The organism is Granulicella mallensis (assembly GCF_014203225.1).
GTDB lineage: Bacteria > Acidobacteriota > Terriglobia > Terriglobales > Acidobacteriaceae > Granulicella > Granulicella mallensis_A.
The window spans coordinates 394,597-410,422 of sequence record NZ_JACHIO010000002.1; the positions used below are offsets into that span (position 1 = coordinate 394,597).

Genomic DNA, 15,826 nt, shown 5'->3' on the forward strand with positions numbered 1-15,826 from the left:
TCGCACGGCTATAGCGGGTCCGGTCGCTTTCAGACAGGTCCCAGGCATTCGAAAGTACTAGAAATTTTGCTCGAACCAGGAGATCAGACTATGTCTTGTCAGAAGCCGAAACCTATCAATCGTCGTGATGCCCTCCGTAAGATTGGCGGCGGATTCGCCATGATGAGCTTCGCCGGTATGCTCGGCGAGTCTCTCGCAGAGGCTGAAACTCTCAACGCGAAGAACCCCGGCTCGGTCGCCGCGGACACGGCTGCCACCAATCCCTGGATGCTCCGCGATCCGCACTTCAAGCCCAAGGCCAAGCACGTCATCTTCCTGTTCATGAACGGCGGCCTGTCCCACATCGACAGTTTCGACAACAAGCCGATGCTCACCAAGTACCACGGACAGCCCATGCCCGGCGGCGATCTGGGCCACGAGCGCAAGACCGGCACCCTGATGAAGTCTCCCTTCGAGTTCTCTCGCTACGGCAAGAGCGGCCTCGAAGTCTCGGAGCTCTTCCCTAATGTAGGGGCCTGCGCCGACGACATCTGCGTCGTCAAATCCGTCTTCACGGAGATTCCCAACCACGAGCCCGCGCTCATCATGATGAACACCGGCGCGAATATCATTGGCCGCCCCTCCATGGGCTCCTGGCTCACCTATGGCCTCGGTACGACCAATAAAAATCTTCCTGGCTTTGTGGTTCTCTGCCCCAAGGTTCCCACCACCGTGGGTCCGCCGCTCTGGAGCTCTGGTTTCCTTCCTGCCGTCAACCAGGCGACTTATGTGACGAGCGACACGAGTTCGAAAGACTTCGATCCCTACAAGCTGATTCCTGACATCCACAACTCGAAGTACGACATCACGCAGCAGCGCAAGGAACTGGAACTCGTCAAGAAGCTGGATTCTCTCAACGAAGAAGAGACCTACGGCAACGTAGCGGATGCTGATCCCCAGCTCGAAGCCACGATCGGCTCGATGGAGACGGCCTATCGCATGCAGACCGAAGCCCCCGACGTCTTTGATGTTCGCAAAGAGTCTGCGGCGACCATCAAGATGTACGGCGAAGGCTCAACGGCTCGCGGATGTCTTACCGCCGCCCGCCTCATCGAGCGCGGTGTCCGCATGGTCCAGGTCTACTACTCCGCTGGCGATCCCTGGGATGCGCACCAGGACATCCAGGCCCACCGTAAAAATGCGAAGGACTCCGATCAGCCCTTCGCTGCCCTCATCAAGGATCTAAAGGCTCGTGGTCTTCTCGATGAGACCATCATCGTCTGCGGTTCGGAGTTCGGCCGTACCCCGGTCGTTGAACTCGGCGGCGCGGGCACGCACGCTGGACGCGACCACAACCCTCACGGCTTCACGATGTGGCTCGCAGGCGGCGGTGTCAAAGGCGGCATGACCTATGGCGCTACCGATGACTTCGGCTGGAAGGTGGTCGACAAACCCGTCCATGTCCATGACATCCACGCTACGATCCTTTACCTCATGGGTATCGATCACACCAAGCTCACCTTCCGCTCCAGCGGCCGCGACTTCCGCCTCACCGACGTTGCTGGAAACGTCATTCACGACATCATCGCCTAACCGGAAGACCCGTTCTCAGGCACATCAAAGCGCCACCCAACGATGTCGATACTTCCATCATCGTTGGGTGGCGTTTATGATGAGACACAAATTACCTTGATCCCAATCCTCAATTTGAATGGACCCATGAAGCACCTGCCAGCCATCCTTCTGCTTTCGACGCTAGTCCTCGCGGGCTGCCGCGCTACCCCTCCCTCGCCAACCGAAACCAAGGTCGCGTACTGGACCAAGCACCACATCACCGTCGGGGGCAAAAAGGATATCAATCCGATCAAGGCGAGCGCCGAAAACATCGAAGAAGGAAAAGAGCTCTTTACTTCCTACTGCATGGTCTGCCATGGCCTCGACGGCCAGAACACCGGCGTCCCCTTCGCCGCGGCCGTCTCTCCCCCGGTCCCCTCGCTCGCTCTGCCCCAGGTTCAGGCTTACACCGACGGCCAGCTCAAGTGGATCATCAAGAACGGCATCTACCCTTCCGGCATGCCCCCGTCCAACGGCGATTTCTCCAATGATGAGATGTGGCAGATGGTTCTCTACATTCGCCATCTCCCCAAGGCCGGCAGCCTCGGCAGCCCTGTTGTCTATAACGGTTCCTCAAAGTAAAACGCACAAGCCAACCGGCTTGTGCGTTTCTTCATGGCCAAGTATGACGTTCTACTGCGCGACTGCTGGCGGCATGATCGCTCCTGCTTTGATCCAGTCCGTCACGGTCTTGATATCGTCATCCGAAAGCTTTGACTTGTTCGGGGGCATGTCCTTGGGATCATTCGCTGGACCTTCATGACGGATCAATGTGAGTAGCAGAGACTTTGCCGGATCTCCCGGCACTACCACCGCGCCATCACGTCCGCCCTTCAGCAGAGCCTCGCGGGTATCCATATTCAATCCTCCGCGATGGTTCGGTCCCCCGTGGCAACGGGCGCAATTCGTGTCGAAGATTGGCTTGACGCGCGTTGTGTAGAACTCAGGCTTCGCGGTATCCTCTCGAGCCTGAACGGATGTCGAGTTGAAACCGACGGATACAGATACCAGAGCCGCAATGCTGAACCCCATCAAGCCAATAAGACCAACACCTGACTTCATATTCCTCCTCATAGATCGAAGAAACTTCGATGATGCAAGATCTAAAGATAGACTACCGATGCCTTGTCCTGAAGCCATTCGCTGCTACTGCAGCGAATGGTCCCACATCTTTTCCTTCTCTTCCTTCGCATGCTTCTCGTACTTTTCCTTGTCCCCGGGTTTTGCAAACTGCCGTCCCGAAGGCCATACCGAGAAGTCCCGGAGCGCCATCCGTTGCGGGACACCATGCATCGATAGCAGCGCATCTTCCAACTCCAGCAGCGATCCCCGCGATAACGCCAGTTCATGCTCGTTCGGCTGATAGATCGTGCCTACCGGGTAATCCAAAAACGGCGTGCTCGTCTCCTCGATATGGTTCCCCAGAATATGGGCTACCGGCTTGCCCTTCGTGAATTCGATCAGCCGCTCCGTGCTTGCCTGAAAGGCTGCGAAGTCCTGCACGTAGAGCCGTCCCGGATAGAGGGTGTCGCCCGATAGCAAAATTGCCGTCCTCCGATCGTAAAACGCAATGCTCAGCGCACTGTGTCCCGGGATCGGAATCACGTCAATCATGCGTCCGCCAAGATCGATGTGTCCGATGTCGGTGGGCCAGTTCGTAATTCCATAGAAGCGCTTAGCCGCCTCCAGATCGGTAGGAGCGAGAAAGGTCACGGGCATTGCCGGATCGTTCATAGCCTGGAGTGCCGCATCCCCCGCTATATGGTCGCCGTGCTCATGAGTATGAACCACCAATAACGGAATGCTGGTCCGGCCATTCCTTGCCAGCCAGTTCTTCACGACCCACTGGAGAGAAGGAGCGAGATTGCCTTTCCTCGACCCCGTGTCGATCAGCATCGCCTTGTCCTTCCCAAAGAAGAGAAAGACAACCGGCTTCTCATAATCCGTACAGGGAGACTGCCGCAGAAGGAAGAAGTTTGGGTTGTACTCGTGCACCTGCCACTCCGGAATCTCCATGCACTTCAATCCCTCTGACAGCCACCGAGTGGGCAGTACACCACGCTCAATCGTCCCGCCATCGGGCTCAGGAAGTTGCGCATGAGCGGAACACAAGGTAAGGCAAAGCACCGCCGCCAGATTCGTCAAAGCAAAAGATATCTTGTTCACACGTGCCTCAATACTTGCCAGTTGGACCAATCAAATGACTGGAGTTTAAGTTTTGGAAAATGAAGCCGGTGCGAATGAGACCTACACCGGCCCTTTCAATAAACCCTAAAAGATGTACTTACCTGAGAATTGCATCTGTCGAGGCTGCAGCAGCAGCGACCCCGGGCCACCAGTCGAGACTGCAGGCTGATTTTGATATACGCCAAAGTTACTGCTGGTACCGTCATTCTGCACGATCCCAAAGCGGTTTGTATTGATCACATTGAAGATTTCCGCGGAGATCCTCAATCTTTGCTCGCCAAAGGTATGGAAGGATTTCGATAAACCATCGTCGATGGAAAGGTATCCATCAGAACGGAAGTTATTACGCTGGCCACTATCTCCCACATAAGCAAACCGAAGATTTGCATGCGCCTGCTGTGACGTAATTCCATTCAGTGCTGTCTCGGTCTGGTTGCTTGCAACATAGTGATGTCCGCCCGTTGGGATAGGAGCGGTCTCCACCATATTGCTGGAAAACGCGAAATTGGTTCCCCAGTTACCTGAGGCCGTGGCACTAAAGGGAAAACCCGTGCTGTAGTGAACGACCCCATTCAATTGAAATCCGCCCACGAGACGATCCAACAAACCACCCTTGTTCAGAAACGGTGTCCCTTTGCCGAAAGGTAGCGGTATGGAATAGTTGGCCGTGAGGTTGTGACGAACATCGAAGTCCGAAACTCCGTACATTTGATGTCTGCCAAAGGTGTTGATGATGGGACTTCCGGTCGTCCCATTTCTCTCTGGATCGGAGCCTTCATCCATCGATTTGGAGTAGGTGTAGTTCACGTCATACTCCAGACCGTACTTCAGAGCCTGGCGCACAGAAAGCTGCAGGGCGTTGTAGTTGCTTGTCCCGATACTGGACTGGACAAAGATAGAGGAAGTCTGGGGGAAGAAGTAGCGGAAGGACTGCCCACTCGGTGAAGCAGTCGGGTCGGTATCCGCCTGGAAGAGAACGTTTGTTTCGTTGCCCCGGTTATTGGCGAAGACAGCATAGTAGGCCTGCGCGCCTTTATAGCCGTTATAGCTGAAGTTAGGGAAGATATTATGAAAGTAGCCTGTATCCGGTACATTCGCGGCCCCTACCCCAGCGTCAACCATCTTATCGTAGGCAGTAGCCGCCTGAAAGTAAGACTGGCCACTGGCTGGATCATAAAGATTGGTTGGCTGCGCGATATCCAGATTCGCAAACAGGTGACGCCCCAGGCGTCCGACATACGATGCCGTTACATCCAGACTATGGGGAAGTTGATGCTCCAACGTCAGGTTAAAGGTCTCTGCGTAAGGAGTTTTCTGATGATCGTTGATGCTGTAATCGAAGGTAAAGGGGCTATCTGCGGGCGTATACGGTAACGTCAAAGATCCTGTAGCTCCCGGCACTGTCGGAACATCGTGGTAGCCGGTAAAGCGTGGGTTAGAGTTGATGTCCGTATACGTAGCAAGATTCGTCTGAGACAGCGAGAGCAGCGACTGGGGGTTTGACTGATAAGAATCGATGACACCTGCGCCAAAGTGATCGTAGGCAAGAGCGAAGCCTCCGCGGACCGATGTCTTGTTATCCGGCGTAGCATAGGCAAACGCAATACGAGGAGCGAAGTTGAGATTCTGTGGAGTCCAGAAGTTGGGCTGACCATTTGGAGAACCAGAGGCACGAAACGCGATGCGCGTAGTGTACGCGGTGCCTGCTTCGGCGGCCGCGGTACGATCGGCCAGAAAAGTATCGGCAGAGATCGTGGGGGCAATCTGCTGTCCATTCTTCTCATACGGAACCCCAAGATGAACATAACGCAAACCAACCGTTAGTGTGAATCGCGACGTAGCCTTCCATTGATCCTGAACGTAATACTCCTGTTCGAGGTTACGGAAGGTATGGGTAGGAATAACACCTGCCCCCAAAGGATTCAGCGAACCATTTTTCACCTCGAACTCAGTTCCGGAGGTAGCCGTCTCGATCGCTCCGACGTTCGAAATGATCGCATTGTTGTAGAAGTTAGAGAAGGCAGCCGATACTGTTCCGCAATCGGCACAGGCAAAAGCCGCTGGATCAAGGCTCCCTCCCTGATTGGCGATCGCTGCGGTCGCCAGAAGATTGGGACTTACATTCGCAGTCGCTACCAGCGGGGCGTCGAAGTACTCGCCGTTCGAGAGTATCTGGAAGTTTGCACCAACCTGTATCGTGTGCCGCCCCTTCACGTATGTAAAGTCATCCACGATATTGTTGGTCACAACGTCATAGATCGTCGTGGTCGTCGTAGCATTCAAATTATCGAAAGCACCGAACTTGACGTTGGGCAGGCTGCCGGTGCCTCTTGTGGCGCTCCCCATGCGTACAAAGCCATAGCGGAAGTTGTTGGTCATATTGTCGTTAATGGACCAGGTATGGCCTGCTGCAATGCCTTTGCTATCACCAAAGATATTCGCTGCAGCAGGTAAACCGGGAAACTGGAGCGGCGTCGCCTGGTTATCGCTTTGCAGGTTGCCACGCACAAAGAGCGTCTGCCGCGAGCTGATGGTGTAGTCCAATCGAGCGATATTCGTAATCTGATGAACGGGCGCGGGTGAGGTGAAGTTGTAACCACCCGTGTTATAACCATCGCCGGCGCCATTGGAGTTAGCGATGGGAAACTGCTTGAAGTAAGCAACGGCCGCGGCATTTGTGCTCGGAGCAGTGCAGAGTGAAGCGGGATTGCAGGCTGAATCGAGAGCCCTTCCATCCAACTGCGCAATGTCTGCGGGAGTGAGTGTTTTATGGGCAGTTCCATTTTGGCAATTTGCCGAGCTGGGACAGGCCTCATACGTTACGTTACCGGTGACAAGTCCGCCACCGCCAATGATTGACGGCACGGTCTCGCCAACCGGGACATCACTCGCCTGCTTAAATCCTTCATACGCCCCAAAGAAAAACAGCTTGTCTTTTAGGATAGGGAGCCCTAGCGAAGCTCCATAGGTATGTTCCAAAACCTTGGCCGCGATGTTCGGCTCTCCGGAACTCACCTGCGCCTGCTTAATAAACCAGTTGTTAGAAGTAGTGCCGGGATCACGATAATACTCGTAAGCGCTGCCATGGAATTTATTGGTGCCGCTCCGTGTCACGAGAGACACTTGTGCCCCCGAAGATCTCCCGGAATCCGCATTGGCATTCGTTGTCGTCACCCGAAACTCTTCGACCGAATCGCGCGTGGAGCGCAGCGCACCGTTGAAGGCATAGCCAAATACCTGATCGTTATTGTCCACTCCATCCAGCGAGATGTTGCTCTGATCCTGGCGGGCGCCGTTGACAATGCCCGTTCTCGGGTCAGCATTCAATCCACCGGTCTGCGAACCGCTGTCCAGTGCAAGAACGCCTGGCTGCAAGGAGAGAAGGTAGGTAACGTTGTTCGCAAGGTACGGCAGGTTTTGTACCTGCGCACTATTGAAAGCCTTTCCCAGCGTGGCATCCGTGGTATTTACCTCCGACAGGCTCGTTTCGACGTTCACAACTTCATTCGTGCCTACGGTCATCTTGAAGGTCAGTTTGACGGGTGTCGATACCAGTAGTTCTACCTTTTGATCCAGTTCAGCGAACCCCGGCGCGACGACCTTTACGTCATAGGTCCCAGGAGGTATCTGCTCAAACGAAAATTCGCCTTTGGACTTTGTCTGCGTATTCTGCACACTGCCAGTCGCCTCATTCGAAAGACTCACACTCACTTCCGGAAGAATTGCACCTGTTGCATCTGTCACCGTTCCAGATAGCTCCGTCGTGTTCGTCTGAGCTAAGAGCCAGGGGGCCCCCACCGCAAACAGAAAGGCAAGAAAAAGAGTGGTGCTATATCGAATAGAGCGAGTTTGCATATACATTCTCCATGGAAAAGCAGAGCCGGCAGAGTAGGCATGGCCTAACTGCTTATGCGCAGTGTTAGCTGCGACAGCACCCTGCAGGTTTTTAGGACGAACGAGGACTTTGCACGCCAAACGATCATTCGGCATGGAAGGCAAATACTGGCTGAATCTGGTCAGCGTCGGTAAAGCTCTGGAATTTTTTAATGTTTATGAAATACCGTGAGTCGATTATGCGAAGGCACTTTGCATAAATCAAGAAAACCGGCATTTACCTATTCTCTGGATAGAGAATTTAGATACTGTTTTTCTTTGCAGTAAATAATGAGACGCAAACCTTTGTCGCGGCCAACGGAGCACACTCCTCCTGAGGCTCAATCTGGAAGAATGTTTCTTTGCCCTTCACTCCTTCGGCTACACAACCACGTCCTCACCCGCGCTCAACTACTGTCTCCAAGACGAATCAACGTCCTGGAAGCTCTCAGACCTCACGCTTCAAGCGCTGCAAAATGGGCCTGCGCGGGCCATCGACCTTGCAGTATGGGATTTTCGTATTGACCGTATAGGCTATAATGCGATTCACAGTATTTCCTATGCGCAACATTTGTTTTTCATCTACCGTTGAAGCAGAAAGCTTTTTCAATTTGGCTGGATCTGCGGTGACTCCCATGGCGAAGACACTGCCGTCCCTTCACCATGGCCCTGCCGAGGAGGCAGTAAAGTTCGACAGATAGGAACATCCAGGAAATTCATCAACGTGAGCCAGGCACGCGAAGGTGAACTCAATCCAACCGGGTCGTATGAACGACCCCCTAAGCAGCCTTGAGTAGTTCATACGCAAGTTCCCGTGCGCAGCCGGGAGGATATGGACTGAGACGCCACGTACTCCTTGCTGCATAAACTCTGCAAAGGGCCAAAATGGATTTTGACTGGTTAAATACTTTTCTTGAGGTGGCACGCCAGAGGAGCTTTTCGCGTGCCGGAGAGAAGCTGCACGTTACACAGCCTTCCATCTCTGCACAGATCAGAGCTCTCGAAACACACCTCGGGCATAGGCTGTTGGACCGTGGCGGCAGTAAAGTGACACTTACCGCGGCCGGCAGGGTCTTTCAACCCTTCGCGGAACAGTCCCTGATTCAGCTGAAGCACATCCAACTCACGTTGGCTGACCTGGAGCGTATGCCGCGCGGCACGTTGACAGTCAGCGCAAACGATTCCACCGCGCTCTACGTCCTGCCTCTTCTGATCTCCAAGTTCAAAAAGCAATACCCCCGCGTCGCCCTCAACATCGTTCGTGCCGAGCGGTCCAAAACCCTGGCACTGGTTCTGGATCGCGAGGTGGAATTCGGCATTGTCTCCCTGCCCGTAAAAGACCCACGCCTCCACGTCGAGGTGGTTCACGAAGACAAGCTGGTGCTTGTGGTGCCTGCGGGGCATCCCCTGACCACTCTGGAATCCGTCACGCTGTCGCATGCCGCACAGTACGGTTTTCTTGTTCCCAAAGAAGGCCGCCGGCGCGAGATGATCGACCATCTGTTCGTCCAGAACAAGACAGCCCGGCGCATTGCCATGGAGCTTGACTCCAGCGAGTTGTTGAAACGCCTGATTATCGGGGGCCTGGGGATCAGCTTCCTGCCACGCATCAACGTCGTCGACGAACTCAACCGAGGACTTTTACAAGCCATCGATATAGAGGGGGTCAACATACCACGTGACCTCGCCCTCATATCGCGCAACGACCTGCCGCTGACGCGTGCCGGCAATGCTTTCTTTACCCTTGCCACAGGCACCGTCCGCTCCTCATCCACCTCTGAGGTGGGCGATTTTGAGTTGGAAGGCGACGATTAATCAGGATTCGGCACTGAGCAGACGCGTTGCGTTGAAGCCGTCTCCAGCTACCTGGCTACAGATCGAGAACCACTGGCAGCCGGTACACGCCTGGCGGATCGTTCCAGAGGCAAACGCCTGGCGCAGGCGTCCAAGAAGATCGTCTGTCGGCTGCAACAGCGTTCCCGCGTGAATCCGCTGTTGCAGGAGTTCGCCGACAGCGATTGCCGCCTGCTGGTCCCGGATCAAAACGCTGGCGTTATGACAGTGGCAGTCCCCTTCCGTCAGGAGTCCTACGCAGATGTCATCAGGCCCTTCAACGATCTCTATCCCCTCTTTACCCGCTGCAATGCGATCGATCACCTGTTCGAGGTTCTCAACGAAAGCGGGAGTATAGCCTTCCCCTACAAAAGTCAGCATGCAAAGCAGGTGGTGGGGACGAAGCCTGATCGTCATCGCGCGTCGGTTGCGCGCCGAGCGCGGCCTCCACGGATCAGGAGTACTGTAGTGGTCGCCAGAACGGCCTTGACGATCCCGCCAATCCAAAAGGGCATGAAGCCGACGATGACAGCACGATGCCACCCGAGGAGGGCGGCCAACCACATCACCCCAAGACCAAGATTGATGGCATTGGCGGCAAGCATCGTGGAGAGCGAACGGATCGGTCCGCCGTCGAACTTGCGATCGGAAAACCAGCCAGCAAAGGCGGCAATCACAGGAAAGCTGACAAGATATCCAACGGACGGCCCAAAGAATACAGGCAGGCCAGCAGCTCCCTGGGCAAGAACCGGGAACCCGATCGCGGCCTCGGCCAGCCATGCCAGTACCGTAATAGCCCCCATGCGAGCCCCAAACAACGAGCCGATCACGATCACCGCATACGTCTGCATGGTAATGGGGATGGGAGACAGGGGAATCGAGATCCAGGAGGAGGCCGTAAGAACAAGCGTGCCTAGGGCAACTCGGAGGATCTTTCCGGCAAGAAGTTCGTTGCTGAGCAGAGAAAAGGAAGGGGCAGCCGTCACGTTTTGCATGGAAAACCTCGCGCAAGTTCTTTCTTGCAAGCTCTATTCAGCGTGCATCTTCATTGAAGATTGAGCAATCGAGGTTTCGTATTGATCTTTATAGTTGATAGCCTAAACTATATGAGCCAATAGCCAAAACCTGCGGCACGGGAGGCCAGCGAGGCAGAGCCGCGTGCGAGGCTCTTCCCTAACCTTGAAAGACATCGTTGCGGGTTTAAGGTCTTCATCAGGTTCCAAGGGATCGGTATACCAAGGGGCACAGTATCCCTCCTCGACAAGGCCTTTTTAGAGATCCAAAGGGATCGCTGATTTGCATCTGCCCAGAATCGATCTCGTACGAGATCTTGACACAAAGCCAGAGCCAGCATGACGAACAGACAGCCGAGAGCCCTCCATGAACTCTTAAGCACCTGTTTGGTATTTTGAATTACCGACCTGCATTCGAACGATTCATTCAAATACAGGTCGATAATTCAAATATTCCTTGACTTTTCTATTCGCCCGTGGCTCAATCAATATCAATGCAGAAAACTTATACATTGCTATCTGGTTCTGTGTTCTCTCCCAGCGCGACTCCCCGTCGCCGTTGTTGCTAGTTCCCGTAACACCCCCTTCTAAAATTCATCTCTGATCTCAGCCATGCCTGCGGATATCTCCGTTTGCTTGCATGACTCTCAGATACTTCCTATCTCCGCATGCTTCACATGCAGGGCACTTGAGTGTTGCCTAAAGGGTTTGCATGAACACACATTTAAAGAGAGTCAGGCCCGTATACGCAGGCCTCTTTGTCACTACGCTCCTGTTAGGTGGTCTTATCGCTTCTAACCGGATCACACCGGTTACGGCCGCACGTATCTCTCCGCAAACATCTACGCCCCCTCCCCAAACACCTACACCGGAGCAAACGGCTTTCTTTGACCAGAATATTCAGCCGATTCTTACCAATCATTGCTATGACTGCCACTCAACGCAGACGCGGTCTGCCGGCGGTCTGCTTGTAGATGATCGCGACGCTTTGCTGAAGGGTGGTAAGTCAGGCCCCGCGATTATTCCCAAAAAGCCAGACGATAGCCTTCTCTTGCAGCGTGTTTTGTCCACTGACCCCAAGACGCGCATGCCCAAAGGCGAAGACGAACCGCTCTCCACAAAAGAGATTGCCGACCTGAAGGCCTGGATCCAGCAGGGCGCCTTATGGTCTGCCGGTAAGAACGCAGGCTCCTCCAGTGCCACCGCAGGCCAGCAGGCTGTCCATGCCGGACTCGTTCCCTATCCAAGGCCGGCGACAGCCGAACAGTTAGCTTACTTCGAGAAGAACGTTCGTCCTATCCTGGTCAATCGTTGCTATAACTGCCACTCGGATGCCTTCAAAGAAGCCGGTGGGTTGCGTGTCGATGTAGGTATCAGCATCTTCGCAGGCGGCAGTGATGGCCCAGTCATTATCCCCGGACATCCGGAGAAGAGTCTTCTCATCGAGCGCGTCAAGTCGGCCGATGCGAAAAAGCGCATGCCCCAGGAGACCGACGAAGCACTTCCTCCGGAGGAAGTTGCCATTCTGGAGACCTGGATCAAAAACGGCGCTGCCTGGCCGGACGAGACCGAGAAACTCCCGCAGACGCCTGCCCGGCTTGCAGCGGCCTACCCAAAGCTGCGGGCTCATTACTGGTCCTGGCAGCCCCTCACCGATCCGGCAATTCCAGCAGTGGCTGATAACTCATGGTCATCGACTAATATCGACCATTTCATTCTGGCTAAGCTTGAAGAGAAGAAGCTAGCTCCCGTCAAAGATGCGGACCCAGTTACCCTGATTCGCCGCCTGAGCTACGACCTTACCGGCCTTCCTCCTACACCAGCAGAGGTAAAGGCCTTCCAGAAGAACCACTCTGCGCAGGATTACACCAGGCTCGTAGATCGTCTTCTCGCCTCACAACAGTTTGGAGAACGCTGGGGTCGCCACTGGCTGGACGTAGCGCGTTATGCGGAGTCCTCCGGCCCTTCGCGCAACATGCCTTATCCCAATGCGTGGCGCTATCGCGATTACGTCATTGACTCCGTCAATCGAGATGTTCCCTACAACCGCTTCCTTCAGGAGCAGTTAGCCGGAGATCTGCTTCCCGCTGCAACACCAGCTGAACACGACCGCTTACTCATAGCTACCGGATATCTTGCCCTGGGCCCCAAGGACGTCAACCAACGCTTCAAAGCCCGCTTCAAGATGGACAACGTCGACGATCAGATCGACACCGTTACCCGTTCCACGATGGCCCTCACCGTATCCTGCGCCCGGTGCCATGACCATAAGTTCGATCCCATTCCAGCCACCGACTACTATGCGTTGGCCGGCATCTTCACCAGCACGGTAGACGCCGCAGGCCTGGGCAGCAAGATGGGTGGCAGCAGCCTGGCCTACTACGAGCCCAAACAGCTCGGCTACCTTAGCACTGCCTCTCAAGCACCCGCAATTCCGCAGACACAGATCGACAAATTAAAAGCTGAAACAGACGCAGCCAAGAAAGAATTCGACGCCTTACAGGTCATCCAGAAAAAAGAAGAGGCCTCAAAGAAGATAAATCCAGTACAACCACCGCTGTCTGCAGCCGAGAAGCAACGGCGCCTGACTATCACCCAAAACTTTATTCAACACCGAGAAGATCTGCAGCTCATCAACGACCTGGGAGAACGTGGTTACGGCGTACACAGTGTGCATGACGGAGTCATAGCCGATACCACCGTCCGTATTCGCGGGGTGGAAGAGCGTCATGGACCAGCCGTACCCAGAGGATTCCTGACGCTGGTTAGCCTGCCAAATACACAACAGATCCCAGCAAATCACAGCGGACGTCTGGAACTGGCGCAATGGATTACTCGCCCCGACAACCCACTGACGTCGAGAGTGTATGTAAACCGGGTCTGGCAGCATCTATTCGGCACAGGCATTGTAAGTAGTCTGGATAACTTTGGAACCACGGGAGATCAACCCTCCAATCCGGAGTTACTCGACTACCTCGCGCAAGACTTTATCCGAAATGGATGGTCAACGAAGAAGCTTGTCCGGGAGATTGTTCTTACTCGTGCTTATCGGCTAGGTTCAGATATTCCACCGGGCTACCGTGACATCGATCCCGCGGATCATTTCGTCTGGCGGCACGCCCCGCGCCGTCTGGAAGCGGAGGAGATTCGAGACAGCATCCTGGCATCGTCCGGCCAGCTCAGTCTGGATCACCCCAAGGGCTCGCCTTCCATGGCGCTACGGATGATCGAGATGCGCGACGATGGTCCGGTCGTTCACTCGATTCTGTCCGCCGCGGATCGCAGCCACTATAGAAGTGTTTACCTGCCACTTCTTCGGGATGAGATACCTCGCCCACTGGCAGCCTTCGATCCAGTGACACAGACGCTTGTAACTGGACAACGTGACTCAACGACTGTTCCATCGCAGGCTCTGTTTATGCTCAACTCACCCTTCGTTCGCCAACAATCCGCGAAGCTCGCCAATAGTCTGCTCGCGGATCGGTCTCAAAGCGATACGGAACAGATTCGACAGGCCTATGAACGAGTTGTTGGGCACGGTCCGACACCGCAAGACACCGCGAGAGTGAAAGCTTTTCTCGCGCGTTACGCGGATACCTGGAGTAAATCGCATCCCGTGGCTACCACGCCAGGCGCAGCACTCGTCGGAAGCCAGGATTCTTCCATCACAGCAGGCATCGTTCGCTCGGATGGCCTGGCACAGGATGATGCGGTTGAGAACGCCAACGAGAAACAGGATGATTCGCCAGTTCCCTTACCGGATACCGCAAAGCAAGCAGCTTGGGCTGCCTTTGTGCAATCGCTGTATGGCTCCGCGGCCTTTCAGTTTGTCAGGTAACACCCACGCTTGAAAACGATCATGGAGAAGCCAGATATGTCGGAATATAAACCTCTCATCACAACTCGTCGTAACGTTCTGCGTGCTGCCGGCGCAGGCTTCGGCCATCTCGCATTGGCTGGCCTTCTGGGCTCCCTTGCGAATAAGGCCTCTGCCGCTGAACTAAACGCTCTGAACCCACTGGCGCCAAAGCGCCCACCCCTTCCAGTCAAAGCCAAGCGCATTATCTTCCTGTTTCAAGAAGGTGCGATGTCGAGTGTCGACACCTTTGAGTACAAGCCGGAGCTTAAAAAACGTGATGGCAAATCCGGGCCCGGCGGCGGAACCATTACTGCTTCTAAATTCAAGTTCAAGCAATATGGAAGCTCCGGGGCATGGTTCTCAGAATTAATGCCGAATATTGCCAGGCACGCCGACGACCTCTGCTTTCTGCGCGGTCTCTACACCGATACGCCAGCTCACCCGCAGGCTGTTGTGCAACTGCATACCGGTAGCGCCAATGCTTCACTGACTCGCCCCAGTATGGGTTCGTGGCTACTCTATGGGCTTGGCACAGAAAATCAGGATCTTCCCGGCTATGTCACCATCAACCCCCCAGTCGCCTTCGGTGGAGCATCAAACTATGGCAGCGCCTTTCTTCCCGCCTACTATCAAGGAACAGCGATAAGTGATGCAGGCGGCATGCCGAATATAGCAGCGACTACATCCAGAGCTCTCGAGCGTGAGCAGATCGATCTCATCCAGGATCTCAATCATGAAGTAGCTTCCTATGCAGGTGCACCGGAAGCAGTAGACGGAGTGATCAAATCCTATGAGCTGGGCTTTCGCATGCAGGATAGTGTGCCTGCACTATTGGATATTTCAAAGGAGCCGCAGCATGTACTCGATGCCTACGGTGTCAAGCCGGGCCTGGAGGGTTCCTTCGCCCGTCAGTGCCTGATGGCCCGCAGGCTCAGCGAGGCAGGTGTTCGCTTTGTCGAGATTCGCCAACCGGGCTGGGACCATCACACCAACCTGCACAATGGTCTCATCGAACAGAGCCGCAGAATCGATCAGCCTACTGCCGCACTGCTGGAAGATCTGAAGCAACGCGGCCTGCTTGAAGATACTCTCGTGCTCTTCGGCTCGGAGTTCGGACGGCTACCCACCTCGCAGGGAGCCGATGGACGGGACCACAACATCACGGGCTACGCGATGTTCCTTACCGGTGCTGGAGTCAAGAAAGGATTCAGCTACGGTGGCACCGATGAGATCGGCATGACAGCCGTCGATGGTCGCATGCACATCAATGATCTGCACGCCACACTGCTGGCATTGATGGGCATCGATCACGAGCAGCTTACTTACCGCTACGCCGGCCGCGACTTCCGTCTGACCAATGTAGCGGGTGTCGTTCAACATCAGGTCTTCGCCTAAATGACAAACCACGCCCACCGCATGGATTGTTGCCCGTCCCTGTATCGCTTATGCAAGCGGCAGACGGCGACCT

General features: G+C 54.9%; 10 protein-coding genes. 5 read left to right on the forward strand and 5 right to left on the reverse strand.

Annotated elements, in window-relative coordinates; translation table 11 throughout:
* Nucleotides 1-90: 90 nt before the first annotated feature.
* Both HDF15_RS03325 and HDF15_RS03330 read left to right on the forward strand, forming a co-directional pair.
* Entirely contained in the window at nt 91-1,572 is a 1,482-nt protein-coding gene (locus HDF15_RS03325) for a DUF1501 domain-containing protein (protein ID WP_184252834.1), read from the forward strand.
* A gap of 126 nt (nt 1,573-1,698) precedes the next feature.
* On the forward strand, nt 1,699-2,175 hold the full coding sequence (locus HDF15_RS03330) for a cytochrome c (RefSeq protein ID WP_260330791.1): 477 nt from the start codon (nt 1,699-1,701) through the stop codon (nt 2,173-2,175).
* A gap of 51 nt (nt 2,176-2,226) precedes the next feature.
* On the opposite strand, the gene HDF15_RS03335 is transcribed toward HDF15_RS03330, so the two are convergent.
* The 3 genes from HDF15_RS03335 to HDF15_RS03345 form a co-directional block, all read right to left on the reverse strand.
* A complete protein-coding gene (locus tag HDF15_RS03335) occupies nt 2,227-2,655 on the reverse strand; it encodes a c-type cytochrome domain-containing protein (RefSeq protein ID WP_184252836.1) in 429 nt (142 codons plus the stop codon).
* A gap of 84 nt (nt 2,656-2,739) precedes the next feature.
* Entirely contained in the window at nt 2,740-3,759 is a 1,020-nt protein-coding gene (locus tag HDF15_RS03340; RefSeq protein ID WP_184252837.1) for an MBL fold metallo-hydrolase, read from the reverse strand.
* A 105-nt stretch (nt 3,760-3,864) separates the two neighbouring features.
* Entirely contained in the window at nt 3,865-7,635 is a 3,771-nt protein-coding gene (locus HDF15_RS03345; RefSeq protein ID WP_184252838.1) for a carboxypeptidase-like regulatory domain-containing protein, read from the reverse strand.
* Between the two features lie 903 nt (nt 7,636-8,538).
* Here HDF15_RS03345 and HDF15_RS03350 point away from each other — a divergent pair.
* Nucleotides 8,539-9,468: a LysR family transcriptional regulator gene (locus tag HDF15_RS03350; protein WP_184252839.1), complete on the forward strand. Its 930-nt coding sequence runs from the start codon at nt 8,539-8,541 to the stop codon at nt 9,466-9,468.
* Here HDF15_RS03350 and HDF15_RS03355 read toward each other — a convergent pair whose 3' ends face one another.
* Nucleotides 9,469-9,903: a DUF1284 domain-containing protein gene (locus HDF15_RS03355; RefSeq protein ID WP_184252840.1), complete on the reverse strand. Its 435-nt coding sequence runs from the start codon at nt 9,901-9,903 to the stop codon at nt 9,469-9,471.
* Nucleotides 9,900-10,481, reverse strand: a complete 582-nt coding sequence (locus tag HDF15_RS03360) for a biotin transporter BioY (protein ID WP_184252841.1) — start codon at nt 10,479-10,481, stop codon at nt 9,900-9,902. Before HDF15_RS03360 ends, HDF15_RS03355 begins: the two co-directional genes overlap by 4 nt.
* A 730-nt stretch (nt 10,482-11,211) precedes the next feature.
* On the opposite strand from HDF15_RS03360, the gene HDF15_RS03365 reads away from it, so the two are divergent.
* Nucleotides 11,212-14,337: a PSD1 and planctomycete cytochrome C domain-containing protein gene (locus HDF15_RS03365; protein WP_184252842.1), complete on the forward strand. Its 3,126-nt coding sequence runs from the start codon at nt 11,212-11,214 to the stop codon at nt 14,335-14,337.
* Nucleotides 14,338-14,373: 36 nt separating this feature from the next.
* Nucleotides 14,374-15,753: a DUF1501 domain-containing protein gene (locus HDF15_RS03370; protein WP_184252843.1), complete on the forward strand. Its 1,380-nt coding sequence runs from the start codon at nt 14,374-14,376 to the stop codon at nt 15,751-15,753.
* The last annotated feature ends 73 nt before the right edge of the window (nt 15,754-15,826 follow it).

Coding starts and splice junctions, on each gene's coding strand:
- HDF15_RS03365 (WP_184252842.1), top strand. CDS start 11,212: ATGAACACACATTTAAAGAGAGTCAGGCCCGTATACGCAGGCCTCTTT.
- HDF15_RS03325 (WP_184252834.1), top strand. CDS start 91: ATGTCTTGTCAGAAGCCGAAACCTATCAATCGTCGTGATGCCCTCCGT.
- HDF15_RS03335 (WP_184252836.1), bottom strand. CDS start 2,655: ATGAAGTCAGGTGTTGGTCTTATTGGCTTGATGGGGTTCAGCATTGCG.
- HDF15_RS03360 (WP_184252841.1), bottom strand. CDS start 10,481: ATGCAAAACGTGACGGCTGCCCCTTCCTTTTCTCTGCTCAGCAACGAA.
- HDF15_RS03355 (WP_184252840.1), bottom strand. CDS start 9,903: ATGACGATCAGGCTTCGTCCCCACCACCTGCTTTGCATGCTGACTTTT.
- HDF15_RS03330 (WP_260330791.1), top strand. CDS start 1,699: ATGAAGCACCTGCCAGCCATCCTTCTGCTTTCGACGCTAGTCCTCGCG.
- HDF15_RS03345 (WP_184252838.1), bottom strand. CDS start 7,635: ATGCAAACTCGCTCTATTCGATATAGCACCACTCTTTTTCTTGCCTTT.
- HDF15_RS03370 (WP_184252843.1), top strand. CDS start 14,374: ATGTCGGAATATAAACCTCTCATCACAACTCGTCGTAACGTTCTGCGT.
- HDF15_RS03350 (WP_184252839.1), top strand. CDS start 8,539: ATGGATTTTGACTGGTTAAATACTTTTCTTGAGGTGGCACGCCAGAGG.